This is a genomic window from Bdellovibrionales bacterium (assembly GCA_019750295.1).
Classification (GTDB): domain Bacteria; phylum Bdellovibrionota; class Bdellovibrionia; order Bdellovibrionales; family JAGQZY01; genus JAIEOS01.
Genome location: JAIEOS010000002.1, coordinates 134119 through 151509, shown reverse-complemented (window position 1 = coordinate 151509; position 17391 = coordinate 134119). Strand labels below are relative to the sequence as shown.

At 46.0% G+C, this 17391-nt stretch carries 20 protein-coding genes; 7 read left to right on the top strand and 13 right to left on the bottom strand.

Going from position 1 to position 17391, the window contains the following annotated elements:
* From K2Q26_00785 to K2Q26_00775, 3 genes are all read left to right on the top strand, one after another.
* A partial coding sequence (locus K2Q26_00785) for an aspartate kinase (GenBank protein ID MBY0314026.1) occupies positions 1-708 on the top strand: 708 nt, incomplete at its 5' end.
* The gene (gene lysA / locus K2Q26_00780) at positions 705-1916 is read left to right on the top strand and encodes a diaminopimelate decarboxylase (GenBank protein ID MBY0314025.1); all 1212 of its coding nucleotides are present in this window, start codon (positions 705-707) and stop codon (positions 1914-1916) included. The genes K2Q26_00785 and lysA, both read left to right, overlap by 4 nt.
* A 67-nt stretch (positions 1917-1983) precedes the next feature.
* Positions 1984-3399 (top strand): hypothetical protein, encoded by a 1416-nt coding sequence (locus K2Q26_00775; GenBank protein ID MBY0314024.1) that lies wholly within the window; start codon positions 1984-1986, stop codon positions 3397-3399.
* On the opposite strand, the gene K2Q26_00770 is transcribed toward K2Q26_00775, so the two are convergent.
* From K2Q26_00770 to K2Q26_00755, 4 genes are all read right to left on the bottom strand, one after another.
* Positions 3396-3794: a DCC1-like thiol-disulfide oxidoreductase family protein gene (locus tag K2Q26_00770; GenBank protein ID MBY0314023.1), complete on the bottom strand. Its 399-nt coding sequence runs from the start codon at positions 3792-3794 to the stop codon at positions 3396-3398. The two genes, K2Q26_00775 and K2Q26_00770, sit on opposite strands and share 4 nt — an antisense overlap.
* Positions 3795-3796: 2 nt before the next feature.
* The gene (locus K2Q26_00765; GenBank protein ID MBY0314022.1) at positions 3797-4522 is read right to left on the bottom strand and encodes a porin family protein; all 726 of its coding nucleotides are present in this window, start codon (positions 4520-4522) and stop codon (positions 3797-3799) included.
* On the bottom strand, positions 4519-5481 hold the full coding sequence (locus K2Q26_00760) for a hypothetical protein (GenBank protein MBY0314021.1): 963 nt from the start codon (positions 5479-5481) through the stop codon (positions 4519-4521). Before K2Q26_00760 ends, K2Q26_00765 begins: the two co-directional genes overlap by 4 nt.
* 127 nt (positions 5482-5608) lie before the next feature.
* Complete coding sequence (locus K2Q26_00755) at positions 5609-6076, bottom strand: DUF4112 domain-containing protein (protein MBY0314020.1); 468 nt, start codon at positions 6074-6076, stop codon at positions 5609-5611.
* Between the two features lie 69 nt (positions 6077-6145).
* Between K2Q26_00755 and K2Q26_00750 the strand changes: the two genes are divergently transcribed.
* Complete coding sequence (locus K2Q26_00750) at positions 6146-6802, top strand: DUF2959 domain-containing protein (GenBank protein MBY0314019.1); 657 nt, start codon at positions 6146-6148, stop codon at positions 6800-6802.
* Positions 6803-6859: 57 nt separating this feature from the next.
* On the opposite strand, the gene K2Q26_00745 is transcribed toward K2Q26_00750, so the two are convergent.
* Entirely contained in the window at positions 6860-9025 is a 2166-nt protein-coding gene (locus K2Q26_00745) for a tail fiber domain-containing protein (GenBank protein ID MBY0314018.1), read from the bottom strand.
* Positions 9026-9039: 14 nt separating this feature from the next.
* Positions 9040-9585 carry a hypothetical protein gene (locus K2Q26_00740; GenBank protein ID MBY0314017.1) on the bottom strand — a complete coding sequence of 182 codons (546 nt, stop codon included), beginning with the start codon at positions 9583-9585 and terminating at the stop codon, positions 9040-9042.
* Positions 9586-9849: 264 nt separating this feature from the next.
* Here K2Q26_00740 and K2Q26_00735 point away from each other — a divergent pair, with 264 nt between their 5' ends.
* Positions 9850-10737, top strand: a complete 888-nt coding sequence (locus tag K2Q26_00735) for a hypothetical protein (GenBank protein ID MBY0314016.1) — start codon at positions 9850-9852, stop codon at positions 10735-10737.
* Positions 10738-10783: 46 nt separating this feature from the next.
* Here K2Q26_00735 and K2Q26_00730 read toward each other — a convergent pair whose 3' ends face one another.
* The 5 genes from K2Q26_00730 to K2Q26_00710 form a co-directional block, all read right to left on the bottom strand.
* Positions 10784-11428, bottom strand: coding sequence for a glutathione S-transferase N-terminal domain-containing protein (locus K2Q26_00730; GenBank protein ID MBY0314015.1), 645 nt, complete (start codon positions 11426-11428; stop codon positions 10784-10786).
* Positions 11425-12165 (bottom strand): DUF1365 domain-containing protein, encoded by a 741-nt coding sequence (locus K2Q26_00725; GenBank protein MBY0314014.1) that lies wholly within the window; start codon positions 12163-12165, stop codon positions 11425-11427. The genes K2Q26_00730 and K2Q26_00725 overlap by 4 nt, the downstream gene beginning before the upstream one ends.
* A complete protein-coding gene (locus K2Q26_00720; protein MBY0314013.1) occupies positions 12162-13412 on the bottom strand; it encodes an FAD-dependent oxidoreductase in 1251 nt (416 codons plus the stop codon). The genes K2Q26_00725 and K2Q26_00720 overlap by 4 nt, the downstream gene beginning before the upstream one ends.
* A 62-nt stretch (positions 13413-13474) precedes the next feature.
* Entirely contained in the window at positions 13475-14215 is a 741-nt protein-coding gene (locus K2Q26_00715) for a DUF4097 domain-containing protein (GenBank protein ID MBY0314012.1), read from the bottom strand.
* Positions 14216-14296: 81 nt separating this feature from the next.
* Complete coding sequence (locus K2Q26_00710) at positions 14297-14689, bottom strand: DUF2177 family protein (GenBank protein ID MBY0314011.1); 393 nt, start codon at positions 14687-14689, stop codon at positions 14297-14299.
* 105 nt (positions 14690-14794) lie between these two features.
* Between K2Q26_00710 and K2Q26_00705 the strand changes: the two genes are divergently transcribed.
* A complete protein-coding gene (locus K2Q26_00705) occupies positions 14795-15613 on the top strand; it encodes a hypothetical protein (protein ID MBY0314010.1) in 819 nt (272 codons plus the stop codon).
* Positions 15614-15880: 267 nt separating this feature from the next.
* On the opposite strand, the gene K2Q26_00700 is transcribed toward K2Q26_00705, so the two are convergent.
* The gene (locus K2Q26_00700) at positions 15881-16108 is read right to left on the bottom strand and encodes a hypothetical protein (GenBank protein MBY0314009.1); all 228 of its coding nucleotides are present in this window, start codon (positions 16106-16108) and stop codon (positions 15881-15883) included.
* A gap of 91 nt (positions 16109-16199) precedes the next feature.
* Positions 16200-16460, bottom strand: a complete 261-nt coding sequence (locus K2Q26_00695) for a helix-turn-helix transcriptional regulator (protein MBY0314008.1) — start codon at positions 16458-16460, stop codon at positions 16200-16202.
* Between the two features lie 171 nt (positions 16461-16631).
* On the opposite strand from K2Q26_00695, the gene K2Q26_00690 reads away from it, so the two are divergent.
* Positions 16632-17381, top strand: coding sequence for a hypothetical protein (locus tag K2Q26_00690; GenBank protein ID MBY0314007.1), 750 nt, complete (start codon positions 16632-16634; stop codon positions 17379-17381).
* The last annotated feature ends 10 nt before the right edge of the window (positions 17382-17391 follow it).

The window sequence follows — 17391 nt, the reverse complement described above, 5'->3', positions numbered from 1 at the left end:
GTGGACTGCGAAATCTTCACCGACGTTGATGGCGTATACACCGCCGATCCTCGCGTGGTTCCTACGGCTCAAAAAATTCAAAGTTTAACCTATGACGAAATGATGGAGATGGCCGCTCTCGGCTCAAAAGTTCTTCACTTTCGCTGCGTCGAAATCGGCGCTAAATACAAAGTTCCCATTCACGTGAGATCCACCTTTACGCAAACGGAAGGGACTTGGATCAAAGAGGAGAATACTACTATGGAAGCCCCCGTCGTATCCGCAATCACCCACGATGCTAAAATTGTTGTGCTCAGTGCTGAACCTGTTCCCGAAGGAGTGGCTTTCCTCGCCGACCTTTTTAAAAAGTTAGCGGATAAAGACATCGTCATCGATATTATTTCGCAATCAAAGGGCGCTGTCGGCCAACGTATTGCTTTCTCAGTCCCCGACGAAGATTTAACCAATGCCAAAGCGGTGCTCGAAGACGTGGCCACTCGCGAAGCCACTCTCAAAGTGGTGCAAGATGCGGCCAAAGTCTCTATCGTTGGTGTAGGGATGCTCTCTCACCCCGGCGTCGCCGCGCGCTTTTTTGATGTTTTTAAAAAGCACAACGTCGATATTCAAATGGTGACCACCTCGGACATTAAAATGAGTGCCGTGGTCGCAAGAACTCGCCTTGAGGACGCGGTAAAAGGTCTTCATACGGAGTTCGGTCTCGATAAATGATGACCTCCTCTTATTTTTATAAAGAAAATTCTCTCTGCGCGCGAAAAGCCGACGGAACTGCTGTTGAACTCCATTCTCTGACGGAGGGACGTGATCACGGCTTTTATATTTACTCTCTCGATTCCATCCAGAACAAAATCAATGCGCTCAAATCTAGCCTGGGTCCTCTCAAAAATAAAATTCATTATGCGCTCAAGGCCAATTCGCACCCGAAGATCCTTGATCTCTTCAAAAAAAATGGAATCGGAGCCGACGTGGTCTCCGGCGGGGAAATGAACTGGGCGTTGAAGCACGGCTTTGCGCCGTCCGATATTATTTTTTCGGGTGTAGGTAAGAGTAAAACCGAAATTCGCCAGGCCATCGAGCAGGACATTTATCAGATCAACGTTGAGAGCTTGTCGGAAGTTTCTCGCATTGGCGAAATCGCCACTGAGCTTCAAAAGAAAGTGCGCCTAGGCATCCGTTTGAATCCCAACATCAAAGTCGACACACACCCGTATATAACCACGGGCTTTCGCGAAAATAAATTCGGGATTCCTGAGGAGCAAATTAAAAAAGCTCTGCAGATCATTAAAAAAAATCAACCGTGGCTCGAGCTTCAAGGGATAAGTGCTCACATCGGGTCGCAAATTCGCGAAATCTCCCCGATGATGGATTCGGCAAAATCTTTACTGACCACTTACGAATCCCTGGTTCGCCAAGGGGTTCCCTTAAAAAATTTAGACATTGGCGGCGGCGTCGGTATCAATTATTTGAGTGAAGATGAAAGCGACGAATTGGCGTTTCTAAAAACTTATGGGGAAGGCCTTCAGAGTTTACTCAGTCAATTTCCGGGACAGCTTTTGACCGAACCCGGTCGAATTCTTGTGGGACGTTCAGGCATTCTCTGCACTCGCGTGGAATATATTAAAGATAATGGTTTTAAAAACTTTATCGTCGTTAATTCGGGAATGAATCACATCATGCGGCCGTCTCTTTATAAAGCTCACCATCGTATTCTTCCGTTGAAGCCTCAGCTGAAGGGGGCGATGAAAAACTTTGATGTGGTGGGACCGATCTGCGAATCTTCGGATGTCTTAGGAGCCGATCGAGCCATGGCCACTCCCAAAGAGGGCGATTGGCTCGCCTTGATGGACGCCGGGGCCTATGGCATGAGTATGGCGTCCACGTACAATCACCATGCACTCCCTGAAGAAGTTATCATTTAGCCTTATTTTGTAGCGGCATCCCGTCGAAATCCCTTATATTGCCAACCCGGGGGCCAAAAGGGGTTTTGTGGGTCGATCGCTATCATTTGTCTTTCTCGTTTTTTCTTTTAATTTCGCCATGGCATTACCGCCATCTCAAGTGATTTCGTTAACTTGTGACCAACGGATCACTCAATCGATAACCTACGATGGATTTTTAAAACTCCTTTTTGACGGCGATACGACACACGTCCCCGAGCACTTTGAATACTGGCTCGAACAAACGGTCGATGCTAATAAAGATAAATCCATCTCTCCCGACGAAGCCAATCACGTGGTTTGCGAAATGAGTCAGGCCACTCAAAAATATCTCAACGCAACTCCTAGCACTCAAGTGGTCGGAGACGATGGAGATTTGCAACTCACCGCCTACGAGGCTAACGACAAAGAAGTCTCTCTCACCGAATTTCAGATCTACTTTGGGGCCAAAAGCACTGAGTATGTGCTGGCTGCTCTCTCTCCCTATTTAAACTTTGATCTGTTGAAAAATCTCGAGGCCGTTTTAAATTCTGGAATCTTCACCGTGTCTCAAAAAAATAAAAACGAACACATCGACATACTTTCGGTGGATTCGGACAATGAAACACGCCTGCTTAAGCTCTTGGCCCTGGCCTACTCCGTTTCCGAACTCAGCGAAAAAACCACGGACAAAATTCGAAGCACGATCATTCCGAGTTTAGTCCAACTCTTCGTTGAACAAAAAAACTGGCCGTGGCTTGTCGCGATCGGTACCACGTCGGTCACTTTTGCGATCAATACGGCTCAGGGCTCATCCTTAGGACCCGAAGGTGCAAAAAACTATTACATTCTTGAAGGCACTACGATATCAATTTCGCTCGTCGGAAAGCCTATCTCGTGGGGTCAGCCTTCGAATCAGTCGCGACACATTTTAAGAGATCCATCACTCTATGCGCCGACTCCAGCGCCCTTCCTTAAAAAGTTAGAAGCTCTTCTTGAGCGTGTGGCTCAGGATTTAAAGCAGAGTCAGTATTTTGTTAAAAATAAAATTGATATGACATCCCCGGAGACTCTCAAGGCTTTGAGTCAGACACTCGTGAACACTGTCCTCGATTATAACCTCGCATCGACACCCATATCTGTACAGGTCGCAAGCGATATACAGTTGTCCGGAGTTACAGCTCACTTTAGTCCCAAAGATCGCGTCATTACTTTTGATTACAATGATTTTAAATCGGTAAAAGCGATCACTACCGACGCCGAGTTTCAACGTTATTTTATCGCCGTTCTCGCTCAGGAGATCATCCACGGTCTCCAGCACGACACCCCCGCCGCCTATGACGAAAATATTCGCTATTACAATAGCGGTCCTGTGGCTTACCAGCTGATGGGAAAAGTGGGTGGGCGTTGGTACAAAGATCAGCCCCTTGAAAAAGAGGCTCACCAGTTGGCGGCAAAATTCGTCGAAGCTTTAAATATTCGCTAATCTAAAAATCGCGCGCGCTCTTCAGCACTGGGCACGCGGCAGGTTTGTTTTTTACCAAACAGATGATATCGGTGACGAGCGATCCATTTGTAAATAAAATCCAGAATGAATTCCGGCAGAATATAAAATCCCAAAAATAGTTTCCATGGCCCACCGAGATGAACGAGCACTCTTCGAACAGCGGCAGAACGAACGTAGCAGCGTCCTTGATCGTAGAGAACAACACTTTCTAAATTGGACCGGTGAGCTTCCGGGAGATACTCCTGGGCCGTCTTTCCTTGCAATGAAGCGAACATCAGCTTCCCTTGAGAATCGTATCGAACCAAAACGTCGACAACACCGTTGCAGAGATTGCAAACACCGTCAAAAAATAAAATGGGCTTGTGTGAATTCATCCCTAGTAGGATAGACGAGTTGAGGGCCGAGGTCTAAAGGAATTTCGCCGGCTATGATCCACAGACGGAGTACTATAAAACGAGCTTTCGCCACTGGTACTTTGAGTGGAAGGCATATAATCCGAGGAATAGGAGCTTTCGTAGGTGTTCGCGGCCGGAGCCGGACTTCCCAGATGAAATCGAAGACCTAGAAAAAAGCCATGGCTGGTGTAGCTGGAGTCGGAGGCGAATCCGGTATCGGCTCGGGGAATCTCTGTGTCCGTTCGACGGTAATACAGCCGAAGCGCCGAGTGAGACAGCTCAAGCTCATAACCGAGCTCAACATGAGGAGAATAAAACGAATACCTTTCGGAATTATTGAGAACGCCGCTGATACGGATCTCTGGCCGATTATATGTGTACAGAACTCCCAGGAAAAACCGATGAATGCGCATCTCTACGCCTGCACCCACGGTGAAGAGACGAGTTTGCTCTTGGGCGAGCGAGTTGTTCGCGTCGTTCTTCATCTCGGAGTACTCACCCAAAGCGCGAATTCCAAAACGAAACTTTTCCCGCTGAACCAAAGAGTAATGTGCACCAAGTTGGCCAGAAAAACCGTTGGAGAACGCCTTAGAACCATCGAAATTTTCGATTTCGAGCATATTGTACCCCGCCGCAAGATCTAAATCCCAGGCTTGAGCCGGGAGTGCGGAAAGTAAAATCAGACTCAGGAAGATTAAAAATTTCACTGGGTCTCCTGCAGGAGAATCATGTCACTAATAGAGTTCGTGTAGAGATCAAAGATGAACGGAATTCCATTGACGTAAGTCCCATCCGTGAGGATACGAACGATATTATTAGTTCCCTCTGAAGCCACGAGAATACTTCCATCCGGCATCTCGAGGAGGGCTTGAGGATTATTGATCAGAGCGATGTTATTAAAGATGGTTACGGGTGCACCCACACCGTTTCCGTTAAAACGATAGATTCGATCATCTCCCGTTGTGGCCACGTAAAGGAACCCATCGGAATGCGCAAGAACTGCGACGGGATCCACGTTTCCAAAAGTCGTGTTCGCCACAACACAAGTTGTGGCCGCCGGATTTGTCACATTGAAGATCACTAAATCATCAGTGCCCGTATCGACCACGGCCAGGTTGCCTTGCTGAGTAAAGGCCATGCCCCGAGGAGTCGTGAGACCACAGCCGGGAACCGTTGCCGTGATTCGGGGCGCTCCAATTCTTCGTCCATCATCGGTAAAAGATTCGATGGTGGCTGTTTCGATGACGAAGTTTCCGTGAGTGGGATGTCGGCGCATCTGAAAAATGTTTCCATTAATATTGGAGTCGGCGATAGTTTGCACAGGCCCATCCACCACATTTACGCGCTGGATGATATCGCTCGTACCCCCATCAATAGCTACAAAGAGATTGAGCGGATCAATCGCCGCCATTCCTCTCGGTGTGAGCACACTGGAGGAATAGTCTTCAAGAACTCGCAAAAAGTTCCCCTGCAGATCGTACATGACCAGCGCAGTACTTCCCGCTTGATTGCTCGCGATCACAAGCTTAGGAGTTTGGACATCGAGAATCCCATAATAAAACTGGCTGTCGTCTTTGGAGCACGACAACGTCACTGCGACGATCGACAGCTGAACCAACAGCTGACCAAAACGTTTAAGAAATATGGAAAATCTAAGTAAATTCACAATATAATATCGGTTTGTTAAGCGAAATTAACGCTAGACCGATGACCAGATTTCCCTCTGATCCGATGAGGAATTCAGCTCTCATCGAGAATCTTCTCTGACGATGGGCGGGCCTAAACAGCCGAAGTTACCACCCCTGAGATTGCATCACGTATTCTAAGACCTTCAGAGTGATCAGAACAACCACACCCACACTCGCTGCCAATAGTCCGAGAATAAAGACTAAAGTCGCAAACACCATCCACTTGGAGGAACGATTCACACCGCGGGGATTGTTCATATACTTCTCAACCAGCGCAACGTTTCGTGTATTCGACTTCCAAAAAATATCAAAGAAGTTTCCAAAGATAGGAACGATATCAACGACGTTATCGATGAGAACATTGATCCCCATTCGCAGAATCACAGCGGGGGGAGCTCCGACCATCGCCGCGCGAGCCATAATGTAGGAGGAGAGAATGTTGCTGACAAGATCTCCTAAGCCAGGAATAAAGCCAATGATCCCGTCCCAACCGATTCGAAATCCTCCCGGCAGACGATATTTTGTATCAAGAAATTCAGAAAGTTTTTTGAGATCCGTTATACCCTGAGCCATAGTTGCATCCTCCGCGGTTGTCACATCTCTGAATATATGTTCAAAATAAAAATCCACAAGGAGGCCTTGGTGAAATTGTTGTTATTTATTCCGTTGACAGGTTTTTTTCTCGTCGCTTGCCAAAGTGCTGTGAACAAAGTCGCTCGCAATGCGAAATACTCGGCATGGGAAGTGGTCGGCGTGGAAAAAAGGGACTTGTTTAAACGCGAAGTCGCAAACGCTAAAGAAGATCAAGAAGAAACGGGCGAAGCGTTTAAGGACGCTCTCACCAAACTTAAAGAAGTCTATAGTTTCGACGGTGGCAATTTAGAAAAGAGCTACAACTCTCTCAACTCCTCTTATCGAAGCACCGAGGCTCGAGTGAACGACGTGAAAGGCAGCATCCAAAAGATGGAAACCGTGGCCGGTGATCTTTTTGAAGAATGGTCCAAAGAGATTTCACAGATCAGCACTGCCGATCTTCGCACGAAAAGTAAAGCCTCTCTCGATGAAACCAAAGCCAAGTATCAGGAACTCCATAAAAGTCTAAAGACGTCGGAGGCGAAAATGAAACCTGTCCTTACGAAGTTTAAGGACCAGGTGCTCTACCTCAAACACAACCTCAACGCGAAAGCCGTGGGCTCTCTCAAGAAAGAATCTGTTCGCATCGAAAAAGACATTCAAGCGCTAATGGTCGACATGAACAGATCCATCGCCAACGCCGACCAAGTGATTCGTGAGCTGTAATAATTAGAACCCCGACCCTAGGTCGGGCCCACTGTTATTCATCAGCCGTCTGCGAGCTCATTTTGAGTTGAGCATCTTCTCGATTTTGTCGAGACGAGCTTTGATCTCAGCGTTTTCACGCTTTTGTTTCGCTGCATCGGCCTCTGATTTGTCGGCGCGGGCTTTAAGCAGCGCGTTTTCAGCTTTAACCAAGGTAATCTCCCTTGAGTCCCTCTCAAAAACTTTGGAAAGCTCTGTAATACGTGTGTTTATCTCTTTAAAGGCTTGGATGACAGGAGCAACGAGAGCGGCGTAATCGACCTTCTTGTAGCCCGAGTTTGGATCATCAATGACGGCCGTCGGGAACACCTTCTCAACATCTTGAGCAACCACACCAATTGCATGATCACCTGGACTTTGAGATTTTTCATTCCAATCAAACTCAACTCCTCGTAGAGATAAGATTTTTTGTAATGGATTTTCAATCTCTTGTACGTTTGTTTTGAGACGAATATCAGAAGAACAGTTCGTTCCACCAGAACCATTTCCAAGCGTACAATCTATTGAACCTTGCACTCGAAGATTACCAACGACGTGGAGTTTCTGAGAGGGATCAGTAGTTCCGACACCAACATTGCCTGCAAAAAAGCTTGGGGCTGAACTATCCGTAGAATAAAGGGACCACTTGTTTGTGCCCATGACATTACCGATATGAACTCCGTATGCATCGACATTTCCAGCCCCAGACACGTAAAAAAAACGTCCTGCAGCGATATTTGTTGTGGTTCCTCCTGAGTGCTCTACAGCTCCAACAAGAGCTGATGTGATGGATGTAGTCCCGCTGCCACTTGCCTTTTTTGAATGAAAAACTCCACCCGCATTGAATGGGTCACCGCCGCTTTCTAACTGAAGTAAGCCGTATACTCCGGAAAAAATTTGCGGAGTGGCGCCTGTAGAAGTTGCAAAACCTCGAATCGCGAAAGCACCTCCGGCTGAAGGTCCGGAGTAATTCAGTGTACTTGAAATGAGAGGGAATTTGTCTGTTGTACTTCGCTCTAGTTCGAGAGAACCATTGGCCGCGTTCCATCTAAAGTCAGGTGAACTTCCAAAGGTGCTTGCGTTCTGGCGAAACTGAATTTCATTTGCTGAGCCCGCAGGGGCTCCACCAGAAACTGTCTGCCATGTGTTGTCTCCTCTCAGAAATGTCGTCGCACTTGGAGTTCCTGACTGGCCCAATCTCCCGACAGGTATTGTTCCGCTTGATAGATTTGAGGCGTTTAAATTGGTAAGACCCGCCCCGTTCCCAGAAAATGAAGTCGCATTGACGGCTCCGTTAACTTCCAGCGGCACAGATGGATTTGTTGTTCCGATCCCTATTTTTCCGTCAGATTTAATAATCATCTTCGGTACACCACCTGAGGTAAAACCAATCTCATCGCTCGCAGGGTTGTACAAACCTGTGTCTGTATCCGCACTAAACGTCATTGAAGGTGTCCCCATAGCACCGGCACCCACAGAAACGGTGGCCGTAGGCGAAGTCCAGGACAAAACTCCGGAGCCATTCGTTGTAAGAACCTGTCCACTGGAGCCATCCGCCGAGGGAAGGTCATAGACCTTATTTGATGTGATCGAAGACGGGGCTCGCAAAGCGACGAAATTACTGTTCGAAGTATTATAGAACTGAACTTCTTTGCCACTCTTCACGGCAAAGTGTCCGCTATTGTCCGCATGAATAAAATCCGCCAACTCTTTCCCCTGGAGCGTTTGCGCCACCGTGGCCATCGCCGCGGGCGACATTGAGAACAAAGGACTTAACGCCGTTCCATTCACGCTCACACGAATTTTGCGATCCTGATTTCCCGAGGCCGAAAACGGATTAAACCCCGAAGCACAACCCGTGGATCCCGCCGCGCGAATTTCTCCCACACTTTGAAATATTCTTTCCCACGGTAGATTCCCATCAACGCTCGTGTTTCTCACTCCGATAGAATCGTCAGGGCCTATTTTGATCGAAAAGCTTCCATCACTTCCCAAAACTAAATTGTCGTAATCGGATTCAAATAAAATACAATTCCCTGAAGGATCCACGATTTGAACTTTAACATCGGGGTTGGGGGTGATCGGGGCATTCGTGTTTGGGTCTAGCAAAACGCCATCGAAGTTGATATGCTGAGCGAATTTTTGCGTGGCTCCAGCCGCACTTACAAAAAACGAAACTAAAAAAAACAAAGAATATTTTCTCATAGAGTCTCCAATGACTATCGGACTGAACCTTTTAATAAATAATTTGCGCCATCAGTGGCTTCGATGGCCGGAAGGGGCTGGCCAACTCGCGCCTCCAGTTTATAACCGATCGCACTACTCGTCTGTTGGGACGTAGATACATAGAATCCGCTGGAGTTCGCTTCGGAGGGAGCAGTACCAAGTGCACAAGCAACGGGGAGATTATATTGCTTCACCACATGCTGAGTGATTCCAGGGAATTCGATTTCGATGGGAATCACTTCTGTAGCGTTGACTAAGTTCACCGAATTGACGACGCCGATGCGATAAATCGAATACAAAAGCGAGGAGGGCAAAGGAGCAGAAATTCTGGGACAAGGGCCCGAGTCTCTGACAGGCTTAAGGTAAACGAACAGTTCAATTTTGCGGTTGTTACCCACAGGAACTTCTAGCTCGATCGGATCCCCGTCTTTGACAAATCCTGCAATAATTCCAGAGGAGGGGCTACAGCTATTTGTAAACATTGGAATATCACTAGCGGTAACGCTCACCCCGTAACACACGTCCCGCCCCGAGGGCATTGCTTTCCCCAAAACAGTGGGAACTTGAATCACGAGTTTTGAAGACGTTTTCGAGGCGCGCTGACACCCCAAAAACAAGAAAGCAACACTGATGCAAAGAACAAACGGCTTAAAAATAAATCCATCCTAGAATTTAGTATTTGCCCCAGTGTAGCACGTGCGGATGGGATGTCTAAAGACATCTTAACCCTAAGGGCCAAGGTCATATCCGTTGGATTTCCGCTATCAATGAGCTATTGTCACAGCCCTAAAGTAGGGGGAATCTTGAAACTGATCATAGTACAAAGTCTTATATTTATTGCCACCATCATCGCTCAGGCCGAACCGGCTCAGCTCAAAGTCCCGAAGATGGACCTGGATTTTTGGAATGGAGATATCCAGTACGGAAATAATTGCTATAATTATGCGACCAATCGAGTGACCAACAGTTTCGCACAACCAGGTGAAGCCAGCGACGAAATGTACACCGATCTTCAGTGCGAAGATGTTTATGCGGCCGCAGAAAAAGACTTAGGCTTAATTCCTACAGAGTTTTTCGAATTCAATAAAAAAGAGGACGACACGCTCATTGCATTGGTCGTCTCTCCTAACTACGACTTTCATTGGTACCGTCGCGATGCCGACAATATGTGGTCTCATAAAAACGGTTCGACTCCCGCCACAAATTTAGATGAGAGTTACGAGCTGATTTCCGATCCAGAGACAGCGGATCGCGGCTCTTACACCGACTTCTGTGGTTACTTTCGCGTGAAAAACTACCCTACAAATAAAGACGAGCAAAATGCAGGACAAGTGAGAATCGGCGATATGAAAAAACTCCCAGCAATACCCGAGCAGTACGAGGTCATTATCTCCATGTACTCTGGACGAAGAAACCCGAGCTTTCCACTCGCAGACCTTTTGAAAGATCAAGAGCTCGCAAAAAGCCTTAAATCCCTGTCGAAGGTCGTATCATCGCGGATGAAATCGGGTCAGCGCAGTACGCGAGCCCCTCGCTTGGGTGAAATGAGTTTACAGATCGTCGACCGCGAAGGGCTCCTCTTTAAAAAGAACGCTCGAGTGAATGTGAACGAATGGTTGTCCGACAAAGACCAGCTCCTGCAAAAGGAGATCTTGCAGCAACTTCAGAAGCGCAATTCTGTTAAAAACTAAGTCTGACTGAAGACGGGCCCAACACATTCGATTGGGCCTCGTCGATTTATTTTGTGTCCGCAGTGACAGTTTTCGCGATCTCATAGGCCTTTATGACGCCAGGGCGACGGGCCATGGATTCAAACCAACGCTTGAGATGAGGCATTTGATTTAAGTCTTGTCCTTGCATCTGATGGGGAACAATCCAAGGATAAATAGCGATATCCGCAATCGAAAATTCACCCGCGGCCACCCACTTGCGATGCTCTAAGTGATGGTTCAGAACACTGTACAATCTATGAGTTTCCTTCACGTAGCGATCGATGGCGTAGGGAACCTTCTCCGGTGCATATTGAGTGAAATGATGATTCTGTCCGAGCATGGGGCCCAAGCCCGCCATTTGCCAAAATAGCCATTGCGACACTTCGGACTTTCCGCGCGCCGACTCCGGAATAAACTTTTTGTATTTTTCGGCGAGGTACCAAAGAATAGCACCCGATTCGAACACCGCAAGATTCCCTTGCTGATCCACGGGAGCGGTGTCGACGATCGCAGGAATTCGACCGTTGGGATTCACCCCCAGAAAATCCGATTTTTTTTGCTCGCCTTTTCCAATGTTGACGGGATGGAGTTTGTATTCCAGTCCTGCCTCTTCGAGAAATATGGTGATCTTATGCCCATTGGGCGTAGTCCAATAGTGAAGATGAATCATGTGACGTCCTTTCCAGGGAGTTCAGGCTTGGAATAAAATTTTGTTTTAAAGAGCCAGAGTTTAAAAGCTTGAAAGTGAATTCGGAGGACCACTAATGGAGTCATCCACCCGTAGTTCCACAGTAGAGTCGATAACGACACCTCAGCCAAAGGTTTAAGCGCACCTTCGACTCCCGTCGCCAGCCGCAACTCGTGATTGGGGGCATGATAGTTGATGACGACGGAAATGCGATCGTCCTGGACATCAAATTTAAATCTATAGTATCCCTCCACAGGAAAAAAGGGAGAGACATGAAACACCTTTTCGGTTTGTAACCAGTCCTCGGACGTGAAAGGCTCTTTGGGCTGAATCCAATAAAAGTGTCGTTCGTTAAACGTATTATGCACTTCCACGAGCACCGCTTCGATAACACCGCCGCGCCGACAAAACCAAAAGCTCACCGGATTAAACGCATAACCAAACATTTTAGGTAATGTGTGAAGCCAAACTTCTTCAGCAATATAATTACATTTTTCTTTAAGGAATTTTTTAATCTGCTGATCCAAAGATCCTTTCTCTCCCTCTAAATAATTCTCGGCCGACAGCGAAAGACAGCTCCAAAAACTCTGCTTGAGGATTTGAAGAAGACGCTCTTCATCCGCGCAATTCAAATAGACAAAAAAAGTGGGATAGCGAAAGCTGTTTTTATTGGAGACTTTGCGGCTATGGTAGACCTGTCCTTCGCCGATGTAAATCATGCCACTTTCCATGGCGTGGAAACCCCGAGAAGTTTTGCGACATTGACCGCGCTGAGCAAACCATCCTCGTGGAATCCATAGCGCTGCCACGCCCCCGCGAAATAAACTCCACCTTTGCCTTGCAAAAGTGGGAGATCGACTTGAGCTCTTAAGGCCGGGTGATCAAACTGCGGGTGCCAGTACTCATATTCTCCTAGAATCTTTTGCAGCGATTGCCGAGGATTTAAACTGACAAAGTAGTTTTTATCGGTCGCTAACGGTTGCAGTTTATTTAAATAATAGTTGAGTGAAACTTTATGAGAAAGATCGGGCGACCCTAAAACATTCCAAGAGGACCAGCACAGTTTACGCTGAGGCATGCAAGATTCATCGGCGTGCAGCAAAGCTTTGTTGGGCGTGTATTGAACACTGGATAACGTTTGATGTTCAAAATCGGAATCGGGCTTTAGAATTCTGGCGGTGATCGGTGCGTGGGTCGCCAAGATCACCTTATCAAATTCCAACGTTTCGCCCTGAGTTTTAACAAAGACTTTTCCGTCTCTGCGTTCGACTCCCACAATGGGAGTGTTAAGATGAATGTTTGGAATGGAGGACTTGGCCTTTTCGATATATTGAATACTGCCATTTTTAACAGTGCGCCAAACCGGACGGTTATTCACTTGGAGCAGCTTATGATTAATAAAAAATGTTAAAAATGTGGCCGCAGGAAAATCGAGCATCTTATTTTCGGGAGTGGACCAAATGGCCGCTCCCATGGGGAGTAGATAGTGGCGTGTAAAAAACTGCGCATACTTCCTGATCTTTAAAAGTTCGCCGAGAGTCCAGGAGTGCTTGCGGGCCTGCTTTAAATTCTCTTCGGCCTTACGTCCGAAACGAATCACATCGAAAAGCATGCGGTAAAAAGAAGGCTTCACTAAGTTAGAACGTTGAGCAAAGACCGTATTTAAATTTTCACCCGCCCATTCCATTTCGCCACCTCGAGCTTGAACAGAAAGCGACATGCTGGAGTCGACAGTTTCTACATTGAGGTGCTTAAAAAATGCTGTGAGATGCGGATAGGTGAGTTCGTTGTAAACTAAGAATCCCGTATCGACCGGAATCTTTTTTTGATCTTCGTTTATGGTGACGGTGTGGGCGTGGCCGCCCAAACGTTTTTCGGATTCGAAGAGATGAACTTCATATTTTTGTGAGAGGAGCCAAGCAGATCCGATTCCACTGATTCCAGCTCCAACAACTGCGACCTTCATAAACCTCCCAAAACCTGAATATTAAAACATGATTTCGAGAGAAGGGACAGACAGGATTTTATTTAGTAAGTTTTTATCTTGAGATCGCCGGAGCCCGCTTTCATGGAGACCGCAAAGGACGCCTCCGGTGTCTCTCCTAGAGAATTTGTGACCTGTCCGCTGCCCGCTTGAAAGTTGGTTTTTAATTTCGTGCCTTTTGGGAACATTAAATTTGCGCTTCCACTGCCTGTCTTAAGATCAAGGGCGCCGACCAATGGTTTTTTTGCGAATGTGAGATCGATTCCGCCACTGCCCGTTTTGAGCTCACCACCACCAGCGAGACCTTTAATATCGATACGACCGCTTCCTGATTTTCCATCGATTTCACGAAACAGCCCATCGGCCACAATGGATCCACTCCCGATTTTAAAATCCAACTCACCTTCAATCCCATGAATTATTAATTTTCCAGAGCCGATGGCGAGATCTAAATCCACCGCCTTGGGAACTTTCACTGCAATATCCACTTCGCAATCTTGAACTGAAAAGAAACTGGAAGTTTTTTTATCCACTTTGATCGAAAGCTGTTCTCCATGACGATCTATGGAGATGCTGCACTTGTCGGGATATTTATTGTTGGACGTTGTGACCTGAGCCTTTGCACTTTCGGTCGCAGTGACGGTGATTTTACCAGAGGTATTGGCCACAGAGACTTCTAATAATCCCTTAGAATCAAATTCCCTCACCGACTCATTGGATGTGGATTCGACGGCATAGGCAGAAAAAAAGACCCATGGAAGAACAAGAAGTAGTAGTGGCTTCATAGGAAGTCCCCCTTTGCTGAGGCTATTAACCTCAGCACCGAGAGTTCGATCAAGCAAATGCCACCATAATGCCCAGCAAAATTAGCGACTAAAAATATAGCCCACAGTAGAGCCTAAGCCACAGACAAATGTACCCCAGCCCCAGTCGGCAAATAGAAGCTGAATGGGATATTGTTTAAGAGTGGCGTAATTTGTGAAATCGTACACTCCGTAGGTTAAGCATCCTAAAAAGGCGCCATACGTCAGGGCGCCCTTCCAACTTGAAACCTGCGGCTCAACGAAAAGAGCTAAGCCCAAGCCAAGAAGAAGATAAACAACCACGGCCGCCCAGTAAACCACCTGAACTTTTCCATTCACGATATTTCCCACCTCAGAAAGATTCTGCGTGTAAATATCGGATGCCACTGACCCAAGCCAGATAAAGTCCGCCGCAACAATCACTGCAATACTAATAAAAAAATATTTAATATTCATAACGTTTCTCCTGTTTGTCCCCATCCGGCTCGACGAAGAGCTTAACATTTTTCAAATACGTTACAAGATTTTGTTTTCTCGGAGAGAATAACTTAGGAGATCATTATGAAAGCATTCTATACCATCCCAAATAAGAGATTCGCGACCTGGGCTCTTTTCGCAATTCTGACCTCGCCTCTCATTCTTTTTACAAACTGCTCTTCGGGGGACTCCACGTCAAATCGTGATCAGGCCGCCCTATCTGCCCAAGTGTTTTCGGACAACATTTCTTCATTTGAGATCAAGGTGGTTTATGAAAACGGTGCCACTCCGTATACAGGAACACTGGATCTCTCTTTCAATGACACCTGGGACATTGCCTTAGAAAGTTTTAAAGCCTTATTTCAAAATCATGCTGGACGCGTAATTGCTACTCCGACTCTCACATCCCAAATGAATCTCATTGCGGATCAAGGAAAAACAAATTGGACCACCGGCGAACTCGTAGCCCTGGGCGAAACCTACGCAGCTCCATTAGTTCAATCGGGAACAGCTACCATCACAGTCATTTTTCTCAACGGCTATCACAATGGAAGCACGACAGTGTTGGGCGTGCATCCAACGGGGTATCCTTTTGCATTTATATTTAAAGATGTTGTGACATCTGTGGGTGGAACAAATACCCAACAAAGATATGTTGAACAGGCCACCGTCGTCCACGAAGTGGGCCATGCCATCGGTTTAGTCAATAGTGGTTTACCTATGGTAGCGAACCACGAGGACACCTTACATCCGCATCACTCCACCAATAATCAATGCGTTATGTACTGGGCCGTAGAATCCTCATCGAGTGTCCTGAGTTCTCTTTCGTCTCTGATTGGCAGTTCCCAATTGAATCTCTTCGGCACGGAAGCCCTAACCGATGGAAGGGCCTACCACCCTTAATTAGAAATGGTGCACCCAAATTGACGACCTACGAACCGCGTGCATCGACTATGCAATTTAAACCAACGCCTTAAAATCGACTGTAATCGTCAATGTGACCACACCGTAGTTTTATGTGTATTACTGTAACAAACTGCGTACAACGGTTTTGTTACAGTTTATAACTGTTTTAAAGCGCACTACTAACAGTCAAACGTCATACCATGTATAAAATGATGCAATGTGGTATTGTTTTGCGAGTTTTGTTGCGAAGTCACTACTAGAAAATCATTTAGGTTTAGGACCAAAATGCTTTCTAAATATCTCGTTCATTTCATCTGCTGTTTTTGCACTTACAGCCTCTTGGATAAAACGTTCAATTTTTTCAATGTGTTCTTTTAGAATCGGCCCTGCCACAGGATCAAAAATACCGCCACTCACAAACTCTTTAATAAGTTTATCATGTATTTGCTGCATCTCTTGAAGAGTTTTTATTACTTTAGTTAGTTCGCTCACTGATCCTCCTTCTAATCACAGGCTCTTTTGCTATATGGCTTATTGAGTCGCTCCACAGAACAGAAAATCACCTAACAGAGATGGTAGACAATCACACAAGCAAATCAAGAATTTTTAATTTAAGCTCACGTGCTAACGACACTAATGTGGAAAGTTTAAGGTTGTAAGCTTTTGCCAACTCAATGTCAGAAAGTGTTGTGATAGCAATGCCTGATCTTTCAGCTAGTGCCTGCTGACTTAACTTACTTTGGATTCGCCCTTCTCGAACGTTTTGAGCAATTTTGCCCATCAATTTGCCCAAGTCTTTATCGTCGATTTTTTTTCGTCGAGTTCGCGTATTGTTTTCACTCATTACACGATTGTATAAAAATGAGTAAATTTCATCACTTAGTGTAAACACATATGTGTATTCACTAAAGTTTTAACTGTAATGACCGATTAGTGGTTAATTGAAACTCAATCATTGTATCAAAACAATACGGTCAATTGATACGAAATAGTTGGCATTTTGAAGGAGGCAACAATGAAATTTCCAAAACTAACACAGGCATTTGTGCTTTTAATGCTTACCGCAGGATGCTCAGGCGGAAGCAGCTCTTCCCTCTCAAATGTTCACTCAATTGTGCCTGGAATTACTGATCTGGACAACTCAACTCCGACCATTGATAAAGCCTCATTTTATGAAGTTATGTACAGCAGTAGCGCAACTAACAAAGTAACTGTTGGAGACAACAATTTGGGTTCTTACGTTAATCCCGCCGGACAAAGCTTTATTGTAGAAAGTAAAAGAAGAATTGAAATTAATGGCACTGATGGTGAGATCATTTTAAAGGGCGCTTATAATCTACAAGAAAACATGACGATAAATTTAGAGATGGTCTGGGACAGTACAAATCGTGTGCAGATTCGGCTGACCCGAGAAGCTACTGACTATGTTTTACGATATACCTTAACTCGTAATGGTGTGGATATAAGAGGGACCGATATTCTTGCTAACACGATTGACTCTGCCAACAATTTAAACGGACAAGAAATCGAGTTAAAATTTAAACGTGAAACTATAGCCACAGTACCATACCTCAATCTTTACTTCACAACAGCATTTGTCACAGACAGTTTGGGAATGGATTTGCTGGATGGAGGCAATGCTCCTCAGTTACAGCTGCTACAGCAAAATCCTTATTTAAAAATTTCGGTTTCAAACACCAGCACAACCAATAACAGTTTTATCATAAACAGCGTAACTTCCACTTTTGCGAATATTGCAAAATAGGAGATACAGA

What these genes read in the sequence shown, in the direction of transcription:
- K2Q26_00705 (MBY0314010.1), top strand. Translation starts at nt 14,795, where the DNA reads ATGAAAGCATTCTATACCATCCCAAATAAGAGATTCGCGACCTGGGCT.
- K2Q26_00730 (MBY0314015.1), bottom strand. Translation starts at nt 11,428, where the DNA reads ATGATTCATCTTCACTATTGGACTACGCCCAATGGGCATAAGATCACC.
- K2Q26_00770 (MBY0314023.1), bottom strand. Translation starts at nt 3,794, where the DNA reads ATGAATTCACACAAGCCCATTTTATTTTTTGACGGTGTTTGCAATCTC.
- K2Q26_00695 (MBY0314008.1), bottom strand. Translation starts at nt 16,460, where the DNA reads ATGAGTGAAAACAATACGCGAACTCGACGAAAAAAAATCGACGATAAA.
- K2Q26_00755 (MBY0314020.1), bottom strand. Translation starts at nt 6,076, where the DNA reads ATGGCTCAGGGTATAACGGATCTCAAAAAACTTTCTGAATTTCTTGAT.
- K2Q26_00715 (MBY0314012.1), bottom strand. Translation starts at nt 14,215, where the DNA reads ATGAAGCCACTACTACTTCTTGTTCTTCCATGGGTCTTTTTTTCTGCC.
- K2Q26_00725 (MBY0314014.1), bottom strand. Translation starts at nt 12,165, where the DNA reads ATGATTTACATCGGCGAAGGACAGGTCTACCATAGCCGCAAAGTCTCC.
- K2Q26_00690 (MBY0314007.1), top strand. Translation starts at nt 16,632, where the DNA reads ATGAAATTTCCAAAACTAACACAGGCATTTGTGCTTTTAATGCTTACC.
- K2Q26_00710 (MBY0314011.1), bottom strand. Translation starts at nt 14,689, where the DNA reads ATGAATATTAAATATTTTTTTATTAGTATTGCAGTGATTGTTGCGGCG.
- K2Q26_00740 (MBY0314017.1), bottom strand. Translation starts at nt 9,585, where the DNA reads ATGCCCTCGGGGCGGGACGTGTGTTACGGGGTGAGCGTTACCGCTAGT.
- K2Q26_00745 (MBY0314018.1), bottom strand. Translation starts at nt 9,025, where the DNA reads ATGAGAAAATATTCTTTGTTTTTTTTAGTTTCGTTTTTTGTAAGTGCG.
- K2Q26_00720 (MBY0314013.1), bottom strand. Translation starts at nt 13,412, where the DNA reads ATGAAGGTCGCAGTTGTTGGAGCTGGAATCAGTGGAATCGGATCTGCT.
- lysA (MBY0314025.1), top strand. Translation starts at nt 705, where the DNA reads ATGATGACCTCCTCTTATTTTTATAAAGAAAATTCTCTCTGCGCGCGA.